Below are 26,118 nucleotides of genomic sequence, written 5' to 3'. Positions count from 1 at the left end.
GCATGGTCCCTGGCGCGTGCGATGATTTCCCGTGCCTGTCTGACTTAGTGAAAGGGCGACCATGACCGGCCCGCAATCCAAGACCTGTGCAACGTGCGGACGCGTCATCGCCGCGCACGCTGTGTACTACCGCTTCAGTCTGGTGTTGGAAGGGGAGCAGGACCTGCTCGACCCCTCGGCTGACCTGGAGGGCAATCCCGCGGAGGCGCTCGCGGAGCTGGTCCGGCGGCTGGACGAAGGTTCCGCGGACCCCGGTGAACTGGAGGCACAGGTGCACTGGGAGCGCACCGGGGTCGTCTGCTCGGAATGTCGTTCCGTGGCGGTGCGGATGCTCAGCACCCCCGCGGATGACACGGGACCGCATTGAGGGTCATTGGATCTTCATCGCGTACTTGCCCAGGTGGTGCTTGAGCACCTCCTGCTGAGCCTTCGCGGCTTCCTCCAATGCGTAGAGGCGGCCAATCTCCAGGTGGAACGGCCCCGCTTCAATCAACTCATTGAGCCGCTTCATCACCTGGGGGGTGGGGATTCCGTCGTAGGCCTTGGTTTCAACGCCCTCCGGGCCCTTGGGCGCCGGCTCAACGCCGTTCGGGAAGGCGATGCGCCCTCCCTTGCGGACGCTACGGAGCAGGGGCTCGGCGGCGTCTCCCCGGGCCAGCACCAGCGCCGCGTCGAAGCCGTCTGGCGCGAAGTCGCGGCAGACCTTCTCCAGGTCCTCCTGGTGGCCCTCCGCGACCGCGTCCGCTCCCAGCCTCCGCGCCAGCTCCACTCCGTCCTGTCCGGACGCGACCGCCAGCACGTTCGCGCCCAGCCTCTTCGCGAGCTGGAGTGCGATGTGTCCAATGCCTCCGCTGGCGCCGAAGATGAGCAGCTTCTGCCCTGACTTGAGCTGGAGGTGCTCCTCCAGGCCCAGGAGCCCGGTGAGTCCGTCCGCGGCGAGCACCGCCGCCTGCTCCACCTTCAACCCCTTGGGCACCTTCGCCGCCTGGTTTTCCTTCACGGCGACGTATTCCGCGTAGAAGCCTCCCTTGGAGCTCATGAACGCGGAGCCGTAGACCTGGTCGCCCAGCTTGAGGTTCTTCACGTTCTTCCCTACGGCCGCGACCTCTCCGGCTCCGTCGGCTCCCGGCACGTAGGGGAATTTCGGGCCGCCTGGGATCATCTCGGCCATCTGGCCTTCCCGCTCCATCCAATCCCAGGCACCGATTCCCGCCGCCGCGACGCGCACGAGGATTTCATCGTCACCACAGGTGGGGACGGAGACGGTCTTGATGCCCAGGACCTCCGGGCCGCCAAAGCGGTCGAGCGCCGCGGCCTTCATCTTGTCGGGAATGGATGCTGGCATGCTGTGACTCCCTCTCGGTTGAAGCGGGTCCTCCGAGACGATGCGCATGCTCCGCGTGACGTTCAGCGTCACACGCCATTCCAGGCCCCTCGCAGGCAAGGCAGGGGAGGGGACTTCCGCTTCCCTCCGCGCCGTGGAATGGCCTCAGTCCAGCAACTGCATGAGGTCCGCGCGCGTGAGCGCCGTGCCTCCCGTGGCGCCTCCCAGCGCTGCCTCGAAGAGGGCCCGCTTCTTGTCCTGCAGGAGGAGGATCTTCTCCTCCACCGTGCCCTGGGACACCATCCGGTACACCATCACCGGCCGCTGCTGCCCGATGCGGTGCGCCCGGTCCGCCGCCTGCGCCTCCACGGACGGGTTCCACCACGGATCCACCAGGAAGACGTGGTCCGCCGCCGTGAGGTTGAGCCCCGTTGCTCCCGCCTTCAACGAGATGAGCATCACGGGCGCTCCCTTCTCGTCCTGGAAGGACGTCGCCACCGCGCCACGGTTCGCCGTGCTGCCGTCCAGGCGGATGAACCCGATGTCCGCCTCATTCAACGCGGGCTCGATGAGGTCCAACATCGACGTCCACTGCGAGAACACCAGCGCCTTGTGCCCGTCCGCCACCGCCGTGCCGAGCGCCTCCACCAGCGCCTGCACCTTCGAGGACGTCCTCGCCTGCTGCCCCGGCACCAGCGCTGGATGACAGGCTGCCTGCCGGAGCCGGAGCAGCGCCTCCAGCGCCTTCATCACGCTGCCGCCCTCCTCGAGCTGCGACACCACCTCCTCGCGCGTCGCGGCGTGGACCGCGTCGTAGACGGCGCGCTCCTGCTCGGTGAGGGTGACGTGCCGCACGGCCTCCGTGCGCGGTGGCAGCTCCGGCGCCACGTCGCGCTTGAGCCTGCGCAGCACGAAGGGCCGGATGCGCGTGCGCAGGGCTTCCGCGGCGCCCTTCTGGTTCTCCGACACCGGCCGGGACCAGCGCTCCTCGAACGCCTTGCGCCCGCCCAGCAGGCCCCGGTTGGTGAAGTGCATCAGGCTCCACAGCTCCTCGAGCCGGTTCTCGATGGGCGTGCCGCTGAGCGCGATGCGGAAGCCCGCGTCCAGCTCATACGCCGCTCGCGCCACCTGGCTGTCCGGGTTCTTGATGGCCTGTGCCTCGTCCAGCACCACCGTGTCCCAGGTCCTCGCCGCGAGCGCGGCCGCGTCCAGGCGCAGGAGCGCGTACGTGGTGAGTGTGACATCCGCGGACTCGTCCAGCGTGCGCCCCACGCCGTGATAGACAGACACCTTCAGCGACGGACGGAAGCGCTTCACCTCCGCTTCCCAGTTGGGCAGCACGCTCGTGGGCGCCACGACCAGCGTGCCCCGGCCCAGCGTGCAGATGGTCTGCAGCGTCTTGCCCAGCCCCATGTCGTCCGCGAGCACGCCCCCCAGCCCCGCCTGCCTCAGGAAGGTGAGCCAGCTCACGCCCTGCAACTGATAGGGGCGCAGCGTCGCGGTGAGGTCCTTGGGGAGTTGGGGCTCGGGCAACTTCTCAAAGCCTTGCACCAGGGGCGCGAGCCGCTCCATGACGGGCGGGGCGGGGTGCTCCAATGCCTCGCACAGCCCGGTGAGCTGGGGGATGGCGTGGTTCGCGAGGCGCCCGTCCTTCTCTCGCGCGGACAGCAGGTCCGTCACGCGCTGACCGTGGGCCTTCAGCCACCCCGTGGGCAGCGGCGCCCAGCCTCCGCCCTCCAACGGCACCAGCCCCAGGCCTTCCTCCCAGGCCCGCATCACCGCGCCTGCGTCCACGGTGCGCGTCACGCCGGGCTCCAGGCCCTCGACCTGGAAGTCGAGTGAGAAGCCCACTCGCGGCACTCCCGCTTCGGTGGCGGCGGTGTCCAGCGTGAGCCTGGGCCGCAGCTTCACGTCGGGGCTGACCACGCCCGCGGCATTGCCCGTGAGGCCGCCGCGCCACTTGCGCAGCTTGTCCGCGAGCTGCACGGCCTCCTTGCCGTGGACCGTCACGCGCCGGCCCGGTGCCATGTTCAGCTCGTCGCGGAGTTGGTGGATGAGCTTCGTCTCCGTGGGCTCGTCGCGCACCGGCGCTGCGCCCTGGAGGTACACCAGCCGCCCGTTGTCGATGCGCGCGGTGGGTGGCGAGCCGTACACCAGCGTGGGCAGCACCGAGAGCCCTGTGTCGAGCTTGTCGAGCTCCAGCGAGATGCGCGGCTTGAGCGTCCGGTCGATGGGCGGCAGCCGCCGGCTCTTCACGTCCACCGGCATGCGCCGCGCGAAGTCCGGCAGCACCTTGCCCGTCAGGTCCGCCAACTGCTCCGGCGAGAAGGCGCGCTCCTGGGGCAGGTTCTCCAGCCGCGAGCCCGTGAGGGCCTGCTCGCCCAACCGGCAGAGCGCGCCCGCGCACAACGCGACGCCGGGGCTCACCAGTTCGTTGATGCGCGGATCCTTCTCCACCTTGAGCACGGTCTGCTCGCCCCGGTCCTCCACGGTGACGCGCGGGAGGAGCGGCTCGTTGGAGACGGAGACGAGCGCGCCGTCGAAGAGGACGGTGCGCGCCTTCTCCAGCACGTGCAGAAGGGCGTCCAGCTTGCTCTGCGGAAGCGCGCCCCGGGTGGGCTGCGCGAGCAGCTTGTCCGCGAGCAGGTCACACGGATCCACGTGGATGCGCGCGGCCTCCACGGGGTTCTGGAGCACGGACGCCAGGCTCCGGGCCAGGAGCCTCGCGGTGTTGTCCGGCCGGACCACCAGCCGCTCCAACTGGAGGCCTCCGTCCACGCGCTTGAAGCGGTACACCAGCCGCTCCGGCTTGGGCGTGGTGCCGGGGCGTGCGGTCGTGGGGGCCGCGCGTGAAGGGGCGGCCGCGGTGGCCTTCCGTCCTTCCGCCTGCCGCAGGACGATGGCCGCGGCGATGACGTGCTCGCACGGATCCACCTTTCCCCGGCAGTCGCACTCCCAGATTTCATCCTCGGGATAGAGGGTGGTGGTGAGCGGGGTGGGGCGGCCGGGGATGCGGACCCGCAGGACGACCTCTTCCTCGTCCACGGACTGCACCGACACGACCCCCGCGCGAGACAGGGCCTGTCCGGCGGACCACGTGGCCGGGCCTGACTCCTCCCGGATGGCTTCGAGCAGTTCCGCGAGCGCCGACATACGGGGGCTGTCCCTAGCCTCCTGCCGGGCGCGGCGCAACAACGTGGCTTCCCGGGCGGACACCCGCACCGGGAGTGGCCACGAAGGGCACTCCGCGCGGCCCCGCGTGTCACGGGGCCGCGCGGTCCATCACCTTCGGGTCATGGACCGGAGCAAAGGCCTCCGGCGGAGCAGCGCCGCCATCACCAGTCCCCGCGGCAGTACCAGGGGTGGCCTTCGTCGATGTGGCCGTCGCAGTTGTTGTCCTGGCCATCGCAGAGCTCCTCCGCCCCTGGATGGATGGTGGAGTCGGCGTCGTCGCAGTCTTCAGCGACCGGGACATGCCCGGCAGGGTAGGTGCAGGCGTAGTGCCAGTCCCAGGGATCGCCGTAACCGTCGGTGTCCAGGTCCCGGAACCAGCGGGACGGACGTCCGACATGGATATTGGTGTCGTCGCAATCACTGTCGTTGAGCGTGTAGTGCTGTGGCTGGGAGCAGGCCTGGATGGAGGCTTGTCCATTGCCAAGTCCGTCATGGTCCGCGTCCTGATAATAGACGGCGGGAGCGCCAATGGATGGGGTTGAGTCATCGCAATCATCGTCATTGGGTACATGGCCCACGATGGGCCCGCAGGACTGGTCCGTGACCTGCCCATTAAGGCCATCGCCATCCGCATCCCGATAGTAGGTCGTGACCCCACCGACGGATGCGTCATGGTCGTTGCAGTCCAAGGTGTTGTTGGGAGCGATATGGCCAGGAGGCTTCATGCACGCGAAGGTGTGCCCAGCCGGACTGCACAGCCCATCACCATCGGAGTCCTGGCACCAAGGCTGCGTGGGGAACGTCTCATCAGACCGGCCATCGCAGTTGTTGTCGATCAGGTCGCAGACCTCGGTGGCGCCCGGCCGGATGCCGGCGTTGGTGTCGTTGCAGTCGGAGCTGTTCGACACGGAGCCCGTTGGCTGGCCGCACGCGGCGGTGGACTGGTTGGGATTGCCGTAGCCGTCCCCGTCCGCGTCGCGATACCAGTTGGCGCCCACGCCTTCGTCCACCTGTGCGTCGCAGTTGTTGTCCACTCCGTCGCAGACCTCCGAAGCCCCGGGGCGGACGTTCGACCGGGTGTCGTCGCAGTCGCCGTGGTTGTCCACGTAGCCCTGCGGCTGGACGCCGGACTGCTTCGTGTCATTCGGGTTGCCGTACCCGTCACCGTCCGTGTCGCGGTACCAGACCGAGCAGCCGTTGTCGTCCACCGCGCCGTCGCAGTTGTTGTCCAGGCCGTCGCAAATCTCCGTGGCGCCCGGATGGATTCCCGGGCGGGTGTCGTCGCAGTCGATGGCCTCCACGAATTCTTCCGAGGTCGGCTCGCACACCTGCTCGAACTGCTCCTTGTTTCCGAAGCCGTCCCCGTCCGTGTCGCGGTAGAACCGCTTCAAAGGCAGACTCCGCTGCGCGTAGAGGGCCGGCGCGGAGACACCGCCCTGCACACCGAGCTGCCCCTGGCTGTTGTCACCCCAGGCCCAGACCGACGGACAGCCGTCATGCACCGCCAGGGCGTGGCGGGCACCCGCGGAGATGGCGAGCATCCACTCCGTGTCCACCAGGCCGTACGGCTCCTTGTATTGCAGGACCGCCACCGGCTCCGCCCGGCGCAGACCGCTGCCATCCCCCACCTGCCCGAAGGCGTTGTCACCCCAGGCGCGAATCTGGCCGGGGTTGGGCGCCCCCAGGAAGAGCGAGAACGCGTCGCCCGCGGCAATCGCACGCCCCAGGAAGGTGTAGCCCTGCGGATAGGTCGGGAAGGGCGTGACGGGCTGGTCCAGGCCATTCCACGTCCGGCTCGCCTGTCCAGAGGCGTTCGAGCCCCAGGCCCACGGACGACGGTCCCCCGCATCCAGCAGCAAGGAGTGGTTCTCACCCGCCGCGATGTCCACGACCAGGGACTCGAAGCGCAGGAGGGCCGGCGTCAGCACCGGCGTTTCGGTCGCTTCGGTCGTTCCCACCTGCGCGGAGGAGTTGCGGCCCCAACTCCAGATGCGTCCGCTCCGGGTCAGCGCGAGGACGTGGTGCCCACCCGCCGCCACCTTGATGAATTTGTAGACATCCTGCGGGTTCGCCGCCGGGCCCGCGGGCAGGTACGCGTCCCCCGCCGCCAGCACAGGCACCACCAACTTCACGGGGACTGGGTGCGCGTGCGTGTCCGCCACACCCTGGCCCAGCTCTCCGTCCGTGTTCTGTCCCCACGCCCACAGGTCGCCGTTCACGTCCACCGCGAGCGACAGGTCCTCGCGGGCCGCGATCTGCTGGATGCGCGGCAGCCCCGACACCTGCGTGGGCGTCAGCCGCGGGGCCGTGGACGCCGCCACACCCGCCTGCCCTCGCGTGTTGCGACCCCAGGCCCAGACGTGGCCGTCCACGTCCAGGGACAGCGAATGCCCGGCGCCTGCCGCGATGGCCTTCATCGGCCGGAGCAGGGACACCGGCGACGGCACTGGCCGTGGCGTCAAGCTGGACGTGCCCTGTCCCAGCTGACCTTCCGTGTCCTGGCCCCAGGACCAGACGACGCCGTCCTCCCGCAACGCCAGGGAGTGATACGCACCGGCCGCCACCGCCTGTCGCTCCACCACGGGCGCCGTCAACGACTGGCGCGCCGTGACGGGGCCTGGCCCGGCAGCATCCTGACTCTCACCGCATCCCACGCTCAACGCCAGCAATGTGGACAAACACCACCCCAGACCGGAACGGCCGGGGGCTGCTCTCAATGACTTCCTGTTCAAGGGACGGCTCCTGAATACACCCATGGATGCCCCTCCCAGGTGCATGGGTGTGTTTCACGGGGAGTCCCGCCCGTCGCAGGTGCGCGCGGGTTGTCCCCGCGAAGGGACACTGCGGCACTCCTCTGACGTGACCGCGGTTGCGCGACGAGAAGGGCTGGAGGCTCCACCCGCTCGCGCATGCGATTCCCGGTCACACGCAGTGTGGATGGATGGCTTTACTTTCCTTCGATTCTCGAACAAACGCAATGTCCCATGAAACCCGGCAGGTGGGGTCGGCTTGACGCCTCCATGAGTCATGTCCGCATGGGTTTCCGGCGGGGACTGTAACGCCAGGCGATACACCGCTTCCGCCATCTGTAACCGGCCGCGCTACAGGTTCCAGGACCGCGGTGTCATCCGGAAGGTGCCTTCAGAGGAGGGCCTCGAAACCTTGGAACATGGCTTGGGAGGTGCATGACGAACTGCCCGGAGCGCGCGTCCGGTGCTTCCCCCTGTCGTCGCCTGCCGGACCCACCGTGTCTCCACCTGATGTGCGCGAAGCAGACAGTGCCCCCCACACAGTCGAGGTCCCACATGCACTTGAAGATGACCAGTCGCCTCCTGGCGGCTGCGTTCCTGAGCCTGGTCGCGGGTTGCCAGGGTGAGCCGACGCAGGCTCCGGAAGGTTCGCAGTCCGCGCAACAGCTCTCCGCCAAGGCGGATTGCGTCGAGCGGTTCGAGGGCATCACCACCTGCGCCAAGGGCAATGCGTCCCTGAGCGCCTCCGACAAGGGCGTGCAGGTCAACGGCCTGAAGAGCCTCAAGACGGACGGCGTCTCCAGCACGTTCAATGACGCCATCACCTGGTCGCAGGACGCGCAGGTGCGCATTGGCAGCGCCACGGGCGGCCTCGCCCTGGCCGCGCGGGACGGCGACCAGGTGGTCAGCACCCTGCGCATCACCCCCGGGAAGGACCGCCAGGTGTCCGTGGCGCCGGGCTTCACCGGTTCGCCCTCGGGCTCGTTCCGGATGAACGTCTACAACAACGGCACCCTCGTTGGGACGACCGCCCAGCCGCAGGCGATGATCATCATCTTCTACAGCTGGTGGGACTTCCTCGACTGGTACTACTGGCACTGGGACTTCTTCTCCTACCGCACCACGGCGGGCGGCGGGAGCGTGGGCCAGGACGGCGCCTGCGGCTGGCGCCTGCACGCGGCCAACACGACCTTCCGCGTCAGGCTCGCGGACGGGAAGGAAGTCGTCGGCGATACGGCCGAGTTCATCGAGGAGATTGGCGACGGTGCCTACCCGTACCGCCACTTCTCCGGCATCGACGTGAACGCCAGCGCCACGGACTTCCTCGTGACGGGCGAGTCCTTCGGCCAGGAGAAGTAAGCTGCACCCCGCCGGGCGGGCGGCGCCTGCTTCCCGCCCGGTGGTCTGTCTTTGTCTTCCCGTCGAGGAGTCGTGACGATGCGCGTGCCCTGGTCCCTCGTTGGCATCTCCGCCGGAGCGCTGCTCATCGGCGCCGCGTGGGCCACCGTGGTCCGCCGTCCCGAACCCCTGGTGCTGGGCGCGCTGCCTCCCGTCGTCCTGCCGCACGTGGAGCAGTCCGGCGGCGCCACCACCGTGACGGACACCGGCCGCAACGCCTTCGGGCGCGCGCCCATGAACATGCCGCGCTCGCGCTGGCCGGACTTCTACGCGGGCAAGGGCGTCTTCGACCGCGACTGGAGCGAGTCACGCCAGCGCCCCGCCGTGGCCGGCCCCTTCTTCAGCGCCACCGGCTGCATGACCTGCCACGTGAAGGACGGCCGGGGACAACCTCCCGCGAGCCCCACGGAGGCGCCCGTTTCGCTGGCGTTCCAGCTGAGCGCGCCCGACGGCGCCGGTCCCCACCCGCTGTACGGTATGCAATTGGACATGAACGCCGTGGAGGGCCAGGTCCCCGAGGGCCTCGTCCGCGTCGACTTCGAGGAGACGCGCGGCACGTTCGCCACCGGTGAGCCGTATTCCCTCGTCCGTCCTCGCTACCAGTTCCAGGGCCTGGTGCATGGCCCGCTGGGCGAGGGCGCCATGTTCTCCGCTCGCGTGTCTCCCGTGAACTTCGGCCTGGGGCTGCTGGAGGCCCTGCCCGAGGCCGGCATCCTGGCCCGCGCCGACCCGGAGGACCGCGACCACGACGGCATCTCCGGCCGGGCCAACCAGGTGCTCGACGTGGAGACGGGCCAGACGCGCCTGGGCCGCTTCGGGTGGAAGGCCAACCAGCCCACGCTGCGCCAGCAGGTGGCGCATGCGCTCGTCGCGGACATGGGCGTCACGACGACGCTCTATCCCCAGGAGCAGGGCCGGGACGCGCCGGGCGAGCCGGAGGTGTCCCAGGACGACATGGATCTGTTGATGATCTACATGCGCCTGCTCGCCGTGCCGAAGCGGCGCGACTGGGAAGCGCCCGGGGTCCAGCGCGGCCACGCCGTGTTCCGCGCCATCGGCTGCGCGGCGTGCCATGTCGACTCGCCCCAGGAGACGGGACCGGTGGACGGCTTCGACGAGGTGTCCCGCCAGGTCATCTACCCCTACACGGACCTGCTGCTGCACGACCTGGGCGAGGGCCTGGCGGACGGGCGTCCGGACGGGCTTGCCACGGGCAGCGAGTGGCGCACGCCGCCCCTGTGGGGCATCGGGCTGGTGGAGTCCGTCAACCGGCACACGCGCTTCCTGCATGATGGCCGGGCCCGCTCCCTGGAGGAGGCCGTCCTCTGGCACGGGGGCGAAGCGGCTCCCTCGCAGGCGCGCTATGTGCGGCTGCCCGCCGAGGACCGGGCCGCGCTGCTCGCCTTCCTGAAGTCACTCTGAGGCACGGACAGGCCGCCCTCCCGTCTGGGTGGCGGCCAGGAAGGCCGTCGCCTGGAGGAGGCTTCGTCCGTCACCGGGCACGGAACGGTGGACGCCCCGGGCCCTTGGGCTACCCTGCGGGCCCCCTTCATGCAGCCTCAAGCCCCCATCCCCGACGCTGCCTCCGACGTCCCGCTCGCGGTCGACCTGGACGGGACCCTGGTGCGCACGGACACGCTGCACGAGAACCTGCTCGTGCTCCTCAAGCACGCGCCGTGGCTGCTGTTGCTGGCGCCGCTGTGGGTGCTCCGGGGCAAGGCCTTCTTCAAGGCGGAGGTGGCCCGCCGCGCGCGGCTGGACGTCACGTCCCTGCCGTACAACGAGGAGGTGCTGGCCTTCCTGCGCGAGGAGCACGCCCGTGGGCGGCGGCTCGTGCTGGCCACGGCCGCGGACCGGAGCATCGCCGACGCGGTGGCCGCCCACCTGGGCCTCTTCCACACGGTGGTCGCCAGCGAGGCCGGGGTGAACCTGTCCGGCGCGCGGAAGCTGGAGCGGCTGCGCGAGGTGCTGGGCTCCTTCGACTACGCGGGCAACGACGCGGTGGACCTGCCCCTGTGGCGCGAGTGCCGTCAGGTCATCGTGGTGCATGCGACGGCGGGGGTGCTGCGTCAGGCCCAGGGCCTGGGCCGCCCCGTGCACCGCGTCTTCGAGCCTCCGCCGGGCGGGTGGCGCCCCTGGGTGAAGGCGCTGCGGGTGCACCAGTGGGCGAAGAACGCGCTCGTCTTCGTGCCCCTGCTGGCGGCGCACAAGGCCACCCAGGGCGGCATGGCTCCGCGCGCGGTGCTGGCGTTCATCGCCTTCAGCCTCTGCGCGTCCAGCGTGTATGTCATCAACGACCTGCTGGACCTGGCGTCGGACCGGCGGCATCCGTCCAAGTCCCGGCGGCCCTTCGCGTCCGGGGCCCTGCCGGTGCGCGCGGGCGCCGTGCTGGCGCCGCTGCTGCTGGTGTGCGCCACGGCGCTGGCGCTGGTGACGCTGCCCCTGTCGTTCTCCGCGCTCCTGGGCGCGTACTTCGTGCTGACGCTGGCGTACTCGCTGCGGCTCAAGCAGGTGGTGATGCTGGACGTGCTGGTGCTCGCGGGCCTCTACACCGTGCGCATCTTCGGCGGCGCGCTGGCGGTGGGTGTGCCCACGTCCAGCTGGCTGCTCATGTTCAGCACCTTCCTCTTCCTGTCGCTGGCCCTGCTCAAGCGGCTGAGTGAAGTGCGGCGGCTGCGCCAGTCCAACGAGACGTCCGCCCACGGGCGCGGCTACCTGGCGCAGGACTACGAGCAGCTCGCCAGCCTGGGCGCGGCGGCGGGCCAGGTGTCCGTGCTGGTGCTGGCCCTGTACATCACCAGCAAGGAAGTGACGGCGCTGTATGCCCATCCGGAGCGGCTGTGGTTGCTGTGCCCGGTGATGCTGTACTGGGTGGGCCGCATCTGGGTGCTGGCGCACCGGGGGCTCGTGAACGAGGACCCGCTCGTCTTCGCGCTGCGCGACCGCGTCAGCTACGTGGTGGGCGCGGTCGCGGCGCTGGTGCTGTGGGTGGCGACGTGATGGAGGCGTGGCGATGAGCACGTCGGATTCCTGGGGCCGCTTCCCCCGCGTGGAACAACAGACGCGCGCGCTCGTCTGGCGTTCGGACGCGCTGCCCCGGGTGGATGGGCCCGTCCTGCCGCATGGCCTGGGCCGCAGCTACGGCGATTCCTGCCTCAACGGCGGGGGCACGGTGCTGCTCACGGCGGGCCTGGACCGGCTCATCGACTTCGACCCGGCGACGGGCGTGGTGCGGTGCGAGGCGGGCGTGTCGTTGGACACGCTGCTGCGGCTGGCCGTGCCGCGTGGCTGGTTCCTGCCGGTGACGCCGGGCACGAAGTTCGTCACGGTGGGCGGCGCCATCGCCAACGACGTGCACGGCAAGAACCACCACCGGGCCGGGACGTTCGGCCGGCACGTGCGCCGGTTCGAGCTGGTGCGCTCGGATGGCAGCCGCCGGATGTGTTCGCCCGATGAGAACGCCGACTGGTTCGGCGCGACGATTGGCGGCCTGGGGCTCACGGGGCTCGTCACCTGGGCGGAGGTGCAGCTGACGCCCATCCGCAACCCCTTCGTGGTGCAGGAGACCGTCCCGTTCGAGAACCTGGACGGCTTCATGCGCGTGTCCGCGGAGTCGGAGGCGGATCACGACTTCACCATGTCGTGGGTGGATTGCCTGGCGCGTGGCCGCAAGCTGGGGCGTGGCCTGTTCTACCGGGGCAACTTCGCGCCCACGCAGTTCGACCGGCTGCCCCTGGCGAAGAGCCACCTGTCGCATGGCAGCGGGCTCGCGGTGCCCATCGACCTGCCGGGCTTCTGTCTCAACCGGCTGTCGGTGTCTGCCTTCAACTTCCTGTACTACCACCGGGAGCGGACCAAGCCGTCCCCGCGGCTCGTGCACTACGATCCGTTCTTCTACCCGCTCGACAGCGTGTATGGCTGGAACCGCATCTACGGCCGCCGGGGCTTCCTCCAGTTCCAGTGCGTGGTGCCCCACGCCACCGCTCGCGACGCGCTGAAGGAGCTGCTGGAGCGCAGCGCCAAGGGCGGGCTGCCCAGCTTCCTGTCCGTGCTCAAGACGTTCGGCGACCTGCCGTCGCCCGGGTGGATGTCTTTTCCTCGCCCGGGCTACACGCTGGCCCTGGACTTCGCCAACCAGGGCGAGAAGACGTGGCGGCTGGTGGAGTCGCTGGACCGCGTGACGCGCGAGGCGGGCGGGGCGGTGTACCCGGCCAAGGACGCGCGCATGAGTCCGGAGAGCTTCGCGGCGTACTTCCCCCAGCGCGAGCGGTTCTCCGCGTACGTCGATCCCGCGTTCTCGTCCTCCTTCTGGCGCCGGGTGAATCCGGTGCCGCTGCCCCTGCCTTCACTGGAAGGGCGCCAGGTCTCCATCCCATGAAGAAAGTCATTGTCCTCGGTGCCACGAGCGCCATTGCGCAGGCCACGGTGCGGCTGCTCGCCGCGCGCGGGGCGTCGCTGTACCTGGTGGGCCGCAACGCCGCGAACCTGGAGGCGGTGGCCCGGGACGCGTCCACGCGTGGCGCGCCGAAGGTGGAGTTCCGGGCGTTGGATTTGAACGACTGCGAAGCGCACGCGAGCCTCGTGGAGCGGGCGTGGCAGGCCCTGGGCGGACTGGACGGGGCCGTGCTGGCGCATGGCGTGCTGGGAGACCAGACGGAGAGCCAGCGCTCGTGGGCGGCGGCGGAGGTGGTGCTGCGCACGAACTTCCTCTCCGCTGCGTCGCTGCTGACGGAGCTGGCCAACCGCTTCGAGTCGCAGAAGGCCGGCACGCTGGTGGTGATTTCGTCGGTGGCCGGAGATCGCGGCCGGCAGAGCAACTACGTGTACGGCGCGTCCAAGGGCGCGCTGACCGTGTTCCTCCAGGGCCTGCGCAACCGGCTGGCGAAGTCCGGCGTGGCGGTGGTGACGGTGAAGCCCGGCTTCGTGGACACGCCGATGACGGCCCACGTGCCGAAGAACAAGCTCTTCGCCTCGCCGGAGCAGGTGGCGCGCGGCCTGCTGAAGGCCGCGGACGGGCGCAAGAACGAGGTCTACGTGCCCGGCTTCTGGGCGCTCATCATGCTCATCATCCGCAGCATCCCGGAGCCGGTGTTCAAGCGGCTGAAGCTCTAGGCTTCCGCCGTGGGCAGCCGGTGAAGCGCGGCGCAGTGGGGCGCGTGCGTCTGGAGGAACTGGCGCATCCGCTCCGCGCGTTCCGCGTCCTTCACCTGGGTGGAAGCGGCCCGGAGGGACCACGCGCTCACCAGGCGGATCACGATGAGGGAGGACACCTCGTGGTGGTGCTCCAAGGTCCGCATGCCCTCCGGCGTCACCTGGCCCGCGAGGACCTCCGCGGAGTGGACGAGGACGTCGTAGAAGACGCGGCCCTGTTTGGCGCCGGGGACCGCGGGGTGGAGGTCGGCCAGGGAGAGGGCCTCGCGGGCGAGCGTCAGTGCCTGCTCGGGGTCGTCCTTGCAGAGCATGTGGAGGAGCGCGTCAGTGCCGCGCTCCATGGCCTGGAGCAGGGGCGCCTTGCCCCGCCAGTTCACGGCATTCAATTCGTGGCGGGCCAGGGCGTCCTGCCCGTAGAGGACCCTCGCCAGGGCTCGCCTCTGCGCCCGCAGCAGGTCCACGTCAGGGAACGGGCTGGTCGGGGGGAGGAGCTCGTCCGTGAGCCGGAGGTGGGCCTCCGGGCCCGGCTGCTGGAGCGCCTCGGCTTCCTTCCTGCGCGCCTTTTGAGCCTGGAATTGACGCCAGCCCAGGCTCGCGCCCATGAGCGCGAAGAAGAGGGCGACGTAGGTGAGCAATTGCTTTCCCATCTCCCACTGGAATCGGGGCGCGGGGATGGATCCGGCCCCGTCCTCGGACATGGGTGAGGGATTGGAGAAGAAGACGTAGAAGCCGGCATAGAGTGCCAGCAGGACTCCCCAGAAGAGCAGGAGCTTCAGGAACGGATGGGGACCCAACCGCCCCAGGATGGGGATCTTGCGGAGCTGGTTGTTGGCGACACTGCGGAGATAGCGATTGTTGTCTTCGCGCGACATGCGCCCACCGTAACCCGTTTCCACTCCGTGCCTGAAGGGCAGACACGGAGTGGAGGTTGGCTTCAACTGCCGGTGGCTGCGTTCCGCGTGAGGGATGACAGGGCCCTGCGCAGGTGCTCGACGACAGGCCCGAGGTGCGGGTCCTGCATCAGGGCGTGGTGGCCGCCGGGCACGGTGTGCACTTCCAGGCCGCCGCGGACGAGTGGCTCCCAGCCGCGGTGACGCGGGAGGGCGGCGGGGGCCTCGCCAGCGCTCAGGAGCAGGGCGGTGCCGTCGTACGGCCGGGGCACGTACTTCTCCTGGGCGAAGAGGTTGGCCCGGAAGACGTTGAAGAGGACTCGCAGCTGGGTGGGGCCCGCGTGCGCGTCGAGGATGCGCGCCCGGAGGCCTTCCTGGAGCAGGTGGTCGAGCATCGCGTCGTCGCCGCCCTGCGCAAGCGATTCGTCCGAGACGGAGAGGTCCTGGCCGAAGGCCGTCGCGGTGGCGTGGGCGAAGGCGAGCCGTGCGCGGGTTTCGGCATCGAAGCGCGTGGCGTCCTGCGAGGGCTTCGTCAGGCCGGGCACGTGGGTGTCGATGAGCGCGAGCAGGTCCACGGCTTCGCCTGCTTCACGCAGCCGTTGGGCCATCTCGTAGGCGACGAGTCCGCCCAGGGACCAGCCTCCCAGCTGGTAGGGGCCGTGCGGCTGCACCGTGCGGATGGCCTCGATGTAGAGGGTAGCCATCTCCTCGATGGATTCAGCGACGGGGCGTCCGTCGAGGCCGCGCGACTGGAGGCCGTAGACAGGGAGAGAGGGACCCAGGCGACGCGCCAGTTCCGAGTAGGCCAGCACGTTGCCGCCGCCGGGGTGGACGAGGAAGAAGGGCCGGTGGCCTGCCTCTCCGCGCTCCAGTGGGACGAGCGGCGTCCAGGCCTGGGAGTCATCGCGGAGTATCTGGGCGAGCTGCTCGACGGTGGGCTGCTGGAAGAGGACGGAGAGGGGAATCGTCTTTCCCAGGCGCTCTCGCACGGCGGCGACCATGCGCACGGCGAGAAGGGAGTGGCCGCCGAGTTCGAAGAAGCTGGAGCGGACGCCGACGGAGCGGACGCCGAGGACGTCCTCCCAGATGCGGGCGAGCTGCATTTCGAGCGCATCTCGGGGCGCGACGAAGTCCTTGGCCTCGATGGTGTGGGCATCGGGTTCGGGCAGGGCCTTGCGGTCCACCTTGCCGTTGGCGTTGAGCGGCAGGGCGTCCAGCATCATCAGCGCCGAGGGAACCATGTACTCGGGCAGCCGCTGCTTGAGGGTTGTCTTGAGTGCCTCGGAATCGAGTGCGTGGCCCTCGCGCGCGGTGACGTAGCCGATGAGGCGCTTGTCCGCATCGGCACCACGCGCCACGACGACGGCCTCGTTGACACCCGTGGAGGAGCGCAACGCTGCTTCGACTTCACCCAGCTCGATGCGGAAGCCACGCACCTTCACCTGGAAGTCGACGCGGCCCAGGAAGTCGAGCGTGCCGTCTTCCCGCCAGCGAGCCTTGTCCCCGGTGCGGTAGAGGCGCTCACCCGGAGTGGAGGCGAAGGGATGAGGGACGAAGCGTTCCGCGGTCAGGTCGGGACGGTTCAGGTAACCCCAGGCGAGGCCCGGGCCACCGACGTACACCTCACCCGCGACGCCCACGGGGACCGGACGCAGATGCGCGTCGAGCACGTAGGCGGTGGAGTTGGAGAGCGGCCGGCCAATGGGCACCGCGCCATCCACGCGCGTGCCGTGCCGCATGGAGAAGGTGGCGGAGAAGGTGGTGTTCTCCGTGGGGCCGTAGCCGTTGATGAAGGTCGCGCCTTCGGGGATACGGGACAGGTGCTCGCGCACGCGGTCCGCGGGCAGCACGTCGCCACCCGCGAGGACCTGACGCACGCCAGCGAGCGTCTCGCCCTGGTGCAGGGCCATCTGCTCGAAGAGCGCGGCGGTGAGCCACAGCGACGTCACACGGTGGTGACGCAGCTGGGCGGCCAACTCCTCCAGCGACAAGGAGTGAGGCGGCGCGAGGACGAGCTTCGCGCCGTGCAGCAGCGCGCCCCAGATTTCGAGCGTGGAGGCATCGAAGGCGACAGGCGCGAACTGCAGCCACACCTCTTCAGGTCCGAAGCGCATGAAGGTGTTGCCGAGCACGAGGCGGGTGATGCCCCGGTGCGGCACGCTGACGCCCTTGGGACGGCCGGTGGAGCCCGAGGTGAACATGACGTAGGCCAGGGCTTCACCGTCCACGCGGACATCGGGGGCGTGCGTGGGCAGCGCGGCGATGACGTCCTGCTGCGCATCCAGCCAGACGCGGGTGCCGTTGGTGGGCAGCAGCGCGGCGAAGGGCTGATGGGTGACGATGAATTGAACGTCGGCATCCTCCAGCAGGGCAGCGATGCGCTCCACGGGCGCGTTGCGGTCCACGGGGACGAAAGCGGCGCCCACCTTGAGGATGGCGAGCAACGCCGTCACCAGCTCGACGGAGCGCTCGACGGCGAGGCCGACTCGCGCACCCGGGACAATGCCAAGCGCGCGCAGGTGGTGAGCCAGTTGGTTCGCGCGCGAGTCCAGCTGGGCATACGTCAGCGCCGCATCCCCCAGCACCAGGGCCACGGCGTGAGGTGTACGCGAGGCCTGCCGCGCGAAGTGGACGTGGACGGGGACATCCGTCGGGCTGACGGCGGCCGTGTCATTCCACTCCACGAGGATGCGCTGACGCTCGTCGCTGGAGAGCAGCGGCAGTGCGGCCACGGACTGCTCGGGCTTCGCGGCCACGGCCTCCAGGACAGTGCGCAGGTGGCCCGCCATCCGTTCCACGGTGCTCCGCTGGAAGAGCGCGGTGCTGTACTCCAGCGTGCCGCGCAGGCCGTCGGCCCCTTCCGTGAAGAAGACGCTCACGTCGAACTTGGACGTCGCCTGGGCGGCCGTCATCCCTCGCATGCGGAGGTCCGGCAGCCGCACGTCCTCCGTGGGCACGTTCTGGAGCGCGAGGAGCGTCTGGAAGAGCGGCGTGTGGCTGAGGCTTCGCATGGGCTGCAGGGCCTCCACCAGCTTCTCGAAGGGGACCTCCTGGTGCTCGTAGGACTCCAGCACGGTGGTGCGCACCTGCTGAAGCAGCGCACGGAAGGACTGGCCTTCCTCCACCTTCGCGCGCAGGACGAGCGTGTTGACGAAGAAGCCGATGAGGCCTTCCGTCTCCGCGCGGGTACGGCCCGCGATGGGTGAACCCACGCTGATGTCCTGCTGCCCCGTGTAGCGCGACAGCAGGCCCTGCCAGGCGGCCATCAGCACCATGAAGAGGGAGCCGCCTTCCCGGTGGCCCAGGCTCTTCAATGCCTCCGTCAATTCACGCGGCAGGGTGAAGCTGAAGGTCGCGCCTGCATTGCTCCGGACGGCGGGACGGGGGAAGTCGGTGGGCAATTCCAGCACGGCCGGCGCGCCGGAGAGCTTCGCCTCCCACCAGGACACTTCCTGCCGCAGCGTCTCACCTGAAAGCGTGCGGCGCTGCCAGTCCGCGTAGTCCGCGTACTGCACGGGCAGGGCGGGCAGGGGCGACGGTTGTCCGGCGGAGAAGGCCGCGTAGAGGGTCGCGACTTCACGCACCAGCACTCCCAGCGACCAGCCGTCGGAGACGATGTGGTGCAGGGTGACGACGAGGACGTGCTCGTTGTCCGCCAGCTTGAAGAGCAGCGTGCGGATGAGCGGCCCGGTGCTCAAGTCGAAGGGCCGGCGCATCTCCGCTTCCACGCGGGCCCGTGTCTCGGACTCGCGCTCGGCGTCGGGCACCTCCGAGAGGTCCACGAGGCCCAGCGGCAGGGGGCTGTCGGCATGGATGCGCTGGACGGGCTCGCCGCCCACCTGGACGAAGGTGGTGCGCAGGGCGTCGTGACGGTGCACGACTTCCTGCAGGGCTCGCTCCAGCACGTCCGGACGCAGGTGGCCTTCCAGCCGGACGGCGACGGGCACGTTGTAGAGGGCGCTGCCCGGCTCCAGTTGATCGATGAGCCACAGCCGCTGCTGCGCGAAGGACAGCGGCAGCGGGCCGTCATGCGCGACGCGGGTGAGCTGCGGGCCGTGGGTGCGGGTGAGTCCCGCCAGCCGTCCGGCGAGTGCCTCCACCGTGGGGGATTCAAAGAGGGCGCGCAGAGGTAGCTCCACGCTGAACTCGGTGCGCACGCGAGACACCACCTGCGTGGCCAGCAGCGAGTGCCCGCCCAGTTCGAAGAAGGAGTCCTTCACGCCGACCTGGGGCAGACGGAGGACCTCCGCCCAGATGGACGCGAGCTTCGCCTCCACTTCCGTGCGAGGCGCTTCGTAGGTGTTGCCCGACTGAGGAGCCTCCGGCTCCGGGAGGGCCTTGCGGTCCACCTTGCCGTTGGAGTTGAGGGGCAGGGCGTCCAGCACCACGAAGGTGGCGGGCACCATGTACTCGGGGAGCCCCTGACGCAGGTGCGCCCGGAGGGCTTCCACTTCCAGCGTGGCATCCGCCTTGGGCGTGACGTAGGCGACGAGGCGCTTGTCGGCGGCTTCGCCCTTGGCGACGACGACGGCGTCCTTGAGGCCGGGGATGCGACGGAGCGCCGCTTCGATTTCACCGAGTTCGATGCGGAAGCCACGCACCTTGACCTGGAAGTCGATGCGGCCGAGGTACTCCAGACGCCCGTCCATGCGGTAACGGACGCGGTCGCCCGTGCGGTACATGCGGCCACCGGGAGGCCCGTAGGGCTCCGGGACGAAGCGCTCCGCGGTGAGTTCCGGGCGCAGGAGGTAGCCACGCGCCTGGCCTTCACCGGCGAGGTACAGCTCACCGGCGACTCCGACGGGCACCGGCTGCAACGAAGCGTCGAGTACGTAGGCGCGAGTCGCGGGCAGGGGCCTGCCGATGAGGGGCACTTCGTCACGGCCGACGAGGGAGGCAGTGGAGTAGGTGGTGTCTTCGGAGGGGCCGTAGAGGTTGAAGAGCTTCTGGACCGTGGGGACGGCGTAGACCTGCTTCGCCAGCGTCTCCGGCAAGGCTTCGCCCGCGAGGTTGATGACGCGCACCGTGGGAGGCACCGCATTCAGGCGCAGCAGCTGCGCCATGGCGGAGGGCACGGTGTTGACGAGGGTGACGTGGGAGGCGGTGGGCAGCTCCGCCAGGTGCAGGGCGTTGCGAGCCACCACTACCGCGCCACCGCTGCTCAACGGCGCGAAGAGCTCGAAGACGGAGAGGTCGAAGTTGAGGCTCGTCGCGGCGAGCGTGCCCTTCAGCTCCTCTGGAGAGAACGTGGCGAGGGCCCAGTGGAGGAAGGAGACGGCGTTGCCATGGGAGATGGCGACGCCCTTGGGACGGCCGGTGCTGCCGGAGGTGTAGATGAGGTAGGCGAGGTGGCCCGGATGGATGTCCACCTCAGGAGCTGTAGTGGGCTGCTTCGCCAGCTGCGCATCCGAGTCGAGGCACACCGGCGTGGCGGAGGTTTCCGGCAGCGCGGAGAGCAGGTGCGAGTGGGCGACGAGGGCGGGGCCCTGGGCGTCCTCCAGCAGCCAACCCAAACGCTCACGCGGGTAGCTGGGGTCGAGTGGCACGTAGGCGCCACCGGCCTTGAGGATTCCGAGGGCGCCGATGAGGAGGTCCTCGGTGCGCTCGACGCACAGGCCGACTCGGACTTCGGGGCCGACACCCAGATCGCGCAGCCGGTGTGCGAGTTGGTTCGCCTTCGCATCCAGCTCCCGGTACGTCAGCTGTCGCTCCGGCGTGATGATGGCGACAGCGTCCGGCGTGCGGTGTACCTGGGCTTCCACCATCGCGACGATGCTCGGCTCCTGCGTCGTCTGCGCGGCAGGCGGATTCCACTCGACGAGGACCTGCTGGCGCTCGGAGTTGGTGAGCAGGGGCAGGTCACCCAGTCGGGTGTCTGGCTTCTTCGCGATGGCCTCCAGCAGCACGCCGAAGTGTCCGGCCATGCGCTGGATGGTCGCTGCGTCGAACAGGTCCGTCGCGTACTCGAACGAGCCGACGAAGCCGTCCCGCCCCTCGCGCATACCCAGGGAGAGGTCGAACTTGGCGAAGTGGGCTTCCAACGGCAGTGCCTGGAAGGACAGGCCGGGCAGACGCAGCGCCTCGGTGGGCGTGTTCTGCAGGACGAACATGGCCTGGAAGAGCGGGCTGCGGCTCAGGTCGCGCGTGGGCTGCACGGCTTCGACGAGCTTCTCGAAGGGCAGGTGCTGATGCTCGAACGCAGCGAACGTCGTGCCGCGCACCTGGGCGAGCAACTCACGGAACGTCGAGCGCGGGTTCAGCTGGGCGCGCAGGACCAACGTGTTGATGAAGAATCCGATAAGGCCTTCGGTCTCCGCCTGGGTGCGTCCCGCGATGGGCGAGCCCACGCTGATGTCGTCCTGCGCGGAGTAGCGCGACAGGAGCACCTGGAAGGCCGCCAGCAGCGTCATGAAGGGCGTGGCGCCTTCACGCTGTGCCAGCGTCTTGAGCGCGTGAGAGACCTCCGGGGAGATGCGCACGTCCACCGTGGCGCCCCGGCGTGACGGCACGGGCGGACGCGGGCGGTCCGTGGGCAGCTCCAACGCCGCGGGCGCACCCGCGAGCCGCTGCTTCCAGTAGTCGATCTGCGCATCCAGGGCCTCCCCCTGGAGCCAGTTGCGCTGCCACGTCGCGAAGTCCGCGTACTGCACGGGCAGTGGCGCGGAGGCCGGGGTGCTGCCCGTGGTGAAGGCCTCATAGAAGGCCACCATTTCCCGGACGAGGACGCCCATGGACCAACCGTCGGAGACGATGTGGTGCATCGTCACCAGCAGCAGGTGCGAGTCATCCGCCAGCCGCACCAACGTGCTGCGCAGCAGCGGGCCACTGGCGAGATCGAACGGGCGCCGCGCTTCCTCGTCGGCCAGACGTCGCGCCTCGTCCTTCCGCAGCGCTTCAGGCCGCGTGGAGAGGTCCACGAGCGGCAGCACCCATCCACTTGGGGCGTGGACGGTCTGGATGGGCTGGTCCTGATGCGGGTGGAAGGTGGTGCGCAGGGCTTCGTGGCGCTGGACGAGCGCCTCGAAGGCACGACGCAGTGCCTCCACGTCCAGGTGTCCGGAGAGCTGGAGCGCGGTGGGGATGTTGTAGGACGCATCCCCGGGCTGGAGCTGATCCAGCAGCCACAGTCGCTGCTGGGCGAAGGACAGAGGCCGCGGGCCCTCGTGCTCGGCACGGGTGAGCTTCGGCGCCTGAGGCCCCGTGCTCCCGTGCAGCCGTGCGGCCAGGGCTTCGACCGTGGGGGATTCGAAGAGGGCGCGCAGAGGTAGCTCCACGCTGAACTCGGCGCGCACGCGCGACACCACCTGCGTGGCCAGCAGCGAGTGCCCACCCAACTCGAAGAAGGAGTCCTTCACGCCGACCTGGGGCAGACGGAGGACCTCCGCCCAGATGGACGCCAGCTTCGCCTCCACTTCCGTGCGAGGCGCTTCGTAGGTGTTGCCCGACTGAGGCGCCTCCGGCTCCGGGAGGGCCTTGCGGTCCACCTTGCCGTTGGAGTTGAGAGGCAGGGCGTCCAGCACCATGAAGGTGGCGGGCACCATGTACTCAGGGAGCCCTTGGCGCAGATGCGTCCTGATGGCTTCCACCTCCAGCGAGGCATTGGCCTTGGGCGTGACGTAGGCGACGAGGCGCTTGTCGGCGGCTTCGCCCTTGGCGACGACGACAGCGTCCTTGAGGCCGGGGACGCGGCGCAGCGCTGCTTCGATTTCGCCCAGCTCGATGCGGAAGCCACGCACCTTCACCTGGAAGTCGATGCGGCCGAGGTACTCCAGACGCCCGTCCATGCGGTAACGGACGCGGTCGCCCGTGCGGTACATGCGGCCGCCGGGCGGGCCGTAGGGTTCCGGGACGAAGCGCTCCGCGGTGAGCTCCGGGCGCAGCAGGTAGCCACGCGCTTGTCCTTCACCCGCGAGGTACAGCTCACCGGCGACACCCACAGGCACTGGCTGCAACGAAGCGTCGAGTACGTAGGCGCGAGTCGCGGGCAGTGGGCGACCGATGAGAGGCACCTCGTCGCGGCCGACGAGGGAGGCGGTGGAGTAGGTGGTGTCCTCGGAGGGCCCGTAGAGGTTGAAGAGCTTCTGCACCGTGGGGACGGCGTAGACCTGCTTCGCCAGCGTCTCCGGCAGGGCTTCACCGGCGAGGTTGATGACACGCACCGTGGGAGGCACCGCATTCAGGCGCAGCAGTTGCGCCATGGCGGAAGGCACGGTGTTGACGAGGGTGACGTGCGAGGCGGTGGGCAGCTCCGCCAGGTGCAGGGCGTTGCGAGCCACCACCACCGCGCCACCGCTGCTCAACGGCGCGAAGAGCTCGAAGACGGAGAGGTCGAAGTTGAGGCTCGTCGCGGCGAGGGTGCCCTTCAACTCGTCCGGAGAGAACGTGGCGAGGGCCCAGTGGAGGAAGGAGACGGCGTTGCCATGGGAGATGGCGACGCCCTTGGGACGGCCGGTGCTGCCGGAGGTGTAGATGAGGTAGGCGAGGTGTCCGGCGTGGATGTCCACGGCAGGCGCAGTAGTGGGCTGCTTCGCCAGCTCCGCATCCGAGTCGAGGCACACCGGCGTGGCGGAAGTCTCCGGCAGGGCGGAGAGCAGGTGCGAGTGGGCGACGAGGGCAGGGCCCTGTGCGTCTTCGAGCAGCCAACCCAAACGCTCACGCGGGTAGCTGGGGTCCAGCGGCACGTAGGCGCCACCGGCCTTGAGGATGCCGAGTGCGCCGACGAGGAGGTCTTCGGTGCGCTCGACGCACAGGCCGACTCGGACTTCGGGGCCGACGCCCAAGCCGCGCAGACGGTGAGCCAGTTGGTTCGCTTTCGCGTCCAGCTCCCGGTAGGTCAGCTGCCGCTCGGGCGTGATGATGGCGACGGCATCTGGCGTGCGGCGCACCTGGGCTTCCACCATCGCGGGGATGCTGGGCTCACGAATCGCCAGTGCCGTTTCCGGATTCCACTCGACGAGGACCTGCTGGCGCTCGGAGGTGGTGAGCAGGGGCAGGTCGCCCAGCCGGGTGTCTGGCTTCTTCGCGATGGCCTCCAGCAGCACGCCGAAGTGTCCGGCCATGCGCTGGATGGTGGAGGCGTCGAAGAGGTCCGTCGCGTAATCCAACGTGCCGACGAAGCCGTCCCGTCCTTCGCGCATGCCGAGGGAGAGGTCGAACTTGGCGAAGTGGACTTCCAACGGCTGGGCCTGGAAGGACAGGCCGGGCAGACGCAGCGCCTCGGTGGGCGTGTTCTGCAGGACGAACAAGGCCTGGAAGAGCGGGCTACGGCTCAGGTCGCGCGCGGGCTGCACGGCTTCGACGAGCTTCTCGAAGGGCAGGTGCTGGTGGTCGTAGGCCGCGAGCGTCGTGTCGCGCACCTGCGCCAGCAGCTCACGGAACGTCGAGCGCGGGTTCAGCTGGGCGCGCAGGACCAACGTGTTGATGAAGAATCCGATAAGGCCTTCGGTCTCCGCCTGGGTGCGTCCCGCGATGGGCGAGCCCACGCTGATGTCGTCCTGCGCGGAGTAGCGCGACAGGAGCACCTGGAAGGCCGCCAGCAACATCATGAAGGGCGTGGCGCCTTCACGCTGGGCCAGCGTCTTGAGTGCTTCCGAGATGGGTTTGGAAATGCGCACGTCCATCGTGCCGCCCCGGTGTGACTGCACGGGCGGACGCGGATGGTCCGTAGGCAGTTCCAGCGCGGCAGGCGCTCCGGAGAGCTGCTGCTTCCAGTATTGGATCTGCGCATCCAGGGCCTCCCCCTGGAGCCAGTTGCGCTGCCACGTCGCGAAGTCCGCGTACTGCACGGGCAGCGGCGGGAGGGAGGGCGACTGGCCCGTGCTGAAGGCCGCGTAGAAGGTCGCCACTTCCCGGACGAGGACGCCCATGGACCAGCCGTCGGAGACGATGTGGTGCATCGTCACCAACAGCAGGTGCGAATCGTTGGCCAGCCGCACCAACGTGCTGCGCAGCAGCGGGCCACTTGCGAGATCGAACGGGCGCCGCGCTTCTTCGTCGGCCAGCCGTCGCGCCTCTTCCTGCCGCAGCGCTTCAGGCCGTGTGGAGAGGTCCACGAGCGGCAGTGTCCATTCGCCCGGAGCGTGGACGGTCTGGACGGGCTGGTCCTGATGCTGGTGGAAGGTGGTGCGCAGGGCCTCGTGGCGCTGGACGAGCGCCTCGAAGGCACGGCGCAGGGCCTCCATGTCCAGGTGACCGGAGAGCTGGAGCGCGGTGGGGATGTTGTAGGACGCATCCCCGGGCTGGAGCTGATCCAGCAGCCACAGCCGCTGCTGGGCGAAGGACAACGGCAGAGGGCCGTCCGCGCGCGACCGCGTGCGCGGAGGCAGGTGGTTGACGTTCGGCGTGAGGGACTGGAGCCGCTCGGCGAGTGCGGCGACCGTGGGGGCTTCGAAGAGGGCCCTGAGCGGCAGCTCCACGCGGAAGGTGGAGCGCACGCGCGAGACGAGCTGGGTGGCCAAGAGCGAGTGGCCGCCGAGCGCGAAGAAGTCGTCGTGGACGCCCACGCGCTGCACGCGCAGCACCTGAATGAAGAGGGCGGCGAGCTGCTCCTCGGCGGGAGTGCTCGGCGCGACGTAGGTGGAGGCGAGCGCGGTGCCCTGGGGCGCGGGCAGGGCCTTGCGGTCCACCTTTCCGTTGGTGTTGAGCGGCAGGGCCTCCAGCACGAGGAGCGCGGAGGGCACCATGTACTCAGGCAGGTGCTGCTTGAGGAAGGTACGCAGCTCCGTGGCGTCGAGGGACTGGCCCTCTTCCGGGACAAGGTACGCGACGAGCCGCTTGTCACCAGGCACGTCCTCGCGGGCCAGCACGACGGCCTGATGCACGGCGGGATGTGACAGCAAGCGGGACTCGATTTCACCCAGCTCGATGCGGAAGCCACGCACCTTCACCTGGAAGTCGGCGCGGCCCAGGTAGTCGAGCATCCCGTCGGCACGCCAGCGCACCACGTCTCCGGTGCGGTAGAGGCGGGCACCGGGCTTGGAGGAGAAGGCATCCGGGATGAAGCGGTCCGCCGTCAGCTCCGGGCGGTTGAGGTAGCCGCGGGCCACGCCCTCGCCGCCGATGAACAACTCACCCGCGACACCGACAGGCACCGGGCGCAGCGTGCGGTCCAGGACATAGACGCGGACGTTGGGCAGGGGCCGGCCGATGGTGGGCGTGGGAGAGGCGTCGAAGGCGCAGGCGGTGGCGTCGACGGTGCACTCGGTGGGGCCGTAGACGTTGAAGACGCGCGGGCGCGGGGCCTGGGCGAGGTGACGCCAGGTGGCGGGGTCCACCGCTTCGCCGCCCACGAGGACGCGGCGGGGAATGGACTGGCGCTCCAGCAGGCCTTCGTCCAGCAACAGGCGCAGGTGCGCGGGCGAGCAGTCGAGGACGTCCAGCGAGTCCTTCTGGATGCGATTGACGAGCTCGCCCACGTCGGCGCGGGCCTCGT

The 26,118-nt window shown here is 69.5% G+C and carries 11 protein-coding genes; 6 read left to right on the top strand and 5 right to left on the bottom strand.

The genetic code is table 11. From position 1 onward, the window contains the following. Positions 1-61: 61 nt before the first annotated feature. Positions 62-367, top strand: coding sequence for a hypothetical protein (locus tag D7X32_RS21670; protein WP_120604471.1), 306 nt, complete (start codon positions 62-64; stop codon positions 365-367). A 3-nt stretch (positions 368-370) separates the two neighbouring features. Here D7X32_RS21670 and D7X32_RS21665 read toward each other — a convergent pair whose 3' ends face one another. The 3 genes from D7X32_RS21665 to D7X32_RS21655 all read right to left on the bottom strand — a co-directional run bounded on the left by D7X32_RS21665 (position 371) and on the right by D7X32_RS21655 (position 7,080). Continuing rightward, complete coding sequence (locus D7X32_RS21665) at positions 371-1,345, bottom strand: NADP-dependent oxidoreductase (protein ID WP_120604478.1); 975 nt, start codon at positions 1,343-1,345, stop codon at positions 371-373. Positions 1,346-1,489: 144 nt separating this feature from the next. Further along, positions 1,490-4,477, bottom strand: coding sequence for a DEAD/DEAH box helicase (locus D7X32_RS21660; protein WP_120604470.1), 2,988 nt, complete (start codon positions 4,475-4,477; stop codon positions 1,490-1,492). Between the two features lie 182 nt (positions 4,478-4,659). Beyond that, positions 4,660-7,080: a MopE-related protein gene (locus D7X32_RS21655; RefSeq protein ID WP_158625730.1), complete on the bottom strand. Its 2,421-nt coding sequence runs from the start codon at positions 7,078-7,080 to the stop codon at positions 4,660-4,662. A 723-nt stretch (positions 7,081-7,803) separates the two neighbouring features. On the opposite strand from D7X32_RS21655, the gene D7X32_RS21650 reads away from it, so the two are divergent. From D7X32_RS21650 to D7X32_RS21630, 5 genes are all read left to right on the top strand, one after another. Beyond that, positions 7,804-8,607 (top strand): hypothetical protein, encoded by an 804-nt coding sequence (locus D7X32_RS21650; RefSeq protein WP_120604468.1) that lies wholly within the window; start codon positions 7,804-7,806, stop codon positions 8,605-8,607. Between the two features lie 78 nt (positions 8,608-8,685). Continuing rightward, positions 8,686-10,068, top strand: a complete 1,383-nt coding sequence (locus D7X32_RS21645) for a di-heme oxidoreductase family protein (protein ID WP_120604467.1) — start codon at positions 8,686-8,688, stop codon at positions 10,066-10,068. A 129-nt stretch (positions 10,069-10,197) separates the two neighbouring features. Further along, entirely contained in the window at positions 10,198-11,646 is a 1,449-nt protein-coding gene (locus D7X32_RS21640; RefSeq protein ID WP_120604466.1) for a UbiA family prenyltransferase, read from the top strand. Between the two features lie 13 nt (positions 11,647-11,659). Further along, complete coding sequence (locus D7X32_RS21635) at positions 11,660-13,024, top strand: FAD-binding oxidoreductase (RefSeq protein WP_120604465.1); 1,365 nt, start codon at positions 11,660-11,662, stop codon at positions 13,022-13,024. Next, on the top strand, positions 13,021-13,758 hold the full coding sequence (locus D7X32_RS21630; protein ID WP_120604464.1) for an SDR family oxidoreductase: 738 nt from the start codon (positions 13,021-13,023) through the stop codon (positions 13,756-13,758). The genes D7X32_RS21635 and D7X32_RS21630 overlap by 4 nt, the downstream gene beginning before the upstream one ends. Here the strand turns inward: D7X32_RS21630 and D7X32_RS21625 are convergent. After that, entirely contained in the window at positions 13,755-14,669 is a 915-nt protein-coding gene (locus D7X32_RS21625) for a hypothetical protein (RefSeq protein ID WP_120604463.1), read from the bottom strand. The genes D7X32_RS21630 and D7X32_RS21625 overlap by 4 nt on opposite strands. Positions 14,670-14,731: 62 nt before the next feature. After that, on the bottom strand, positions 14,732-26,118 hold an 11,387-nt coding region (locus D7X32_RS21620; protein WP_147450212.1), incomplete at its 5' end, for a non-ribosomal peptide synthetase.

This window comes from Corallococcus carmarthensis, from assembly GCF_003611695.1.
In the GTDB taxonomy this organism is placed as follows: domain Bacteria; phylum Myxococcota; class Myxococcia; order Myxococcales; family Myxococcaceae; genus Corallococcus; species Corallococcus carmarthensis.
The sequence above is the reverse complement of the archived record's forward strand: the minus strand, read 5'-3'. Positions and strand labels throughout refer to the sequence as shown.

Excerpts from the sequence above, each read along its gene's own strand:
- D7X32_RS21670 (WP_120604471.1), top strand. The coding sequence starts at position 62 with ATGACCGGCCCGCAATCCAAGACCTGTGCAACGTGCGGACGCGTCATC.
- D7X32_RS21665 (WP_120604478.1), bottom strand. The coding sequence starts at position 1,345 with ATGCCAGCATCCATTCCCGACAAGATGAAGGCCGCGGCGCTCGACCGC.
- D7X32_RS21660 (WP_120604470.1), bottom strand. The coding sequence starts at position 4,477 with ATGTCGGCGCTCGCGGAACTGCTCGAAGCCATCCGGGAGGAGTCAGGC.
- D7X32_RS21650 (WP_120604468.1), top strand. The coding sequence starts at position 7,804 with ATGCACTTGAAGATGACCAGTCGCCTCCTGGCGGCTGCGTTCCTGAGC.
- D7X32_RS21645 (WP_120604467.1), top strand. The coding sequence starts at position 8,686 with ATGCGCGTGCCCTGGTCCCTCGTTGGCATCTCCGCCGGAGCGCTGCTC.
- D7X32_RS21640 (WP_120604466.1), top strand. The coding sequence starts at position 10,198 with ATGCAGCCTCAAGCCCCCATCCCCGACGCTGCCTCCGACGTCCCGCTC.
- D7X32_RS21635 (WP_120604465.1), top strand. The coding sequence starts at position 11,660 with ATGAGCACGTCGGATTCCTGGGGCCGCTTCCCCCGCGTGGAACAACAG.
- D7X32_RS21630 (WP_120604464.1), top strand. The coding sequence starts at position 13,021 with ATGAAGAAAGTCATTGTCCTCGGTGCCACGAGCGCCATTGCGCAGGCC.
- D7X32_RS21625 (WP_120604463.1), bottom strand. The coding sequence starts at position 14,669 with ATGTCGCGCGAAGACAACAATCGCTATCTCCGCAGTGTCGCCAACAAC.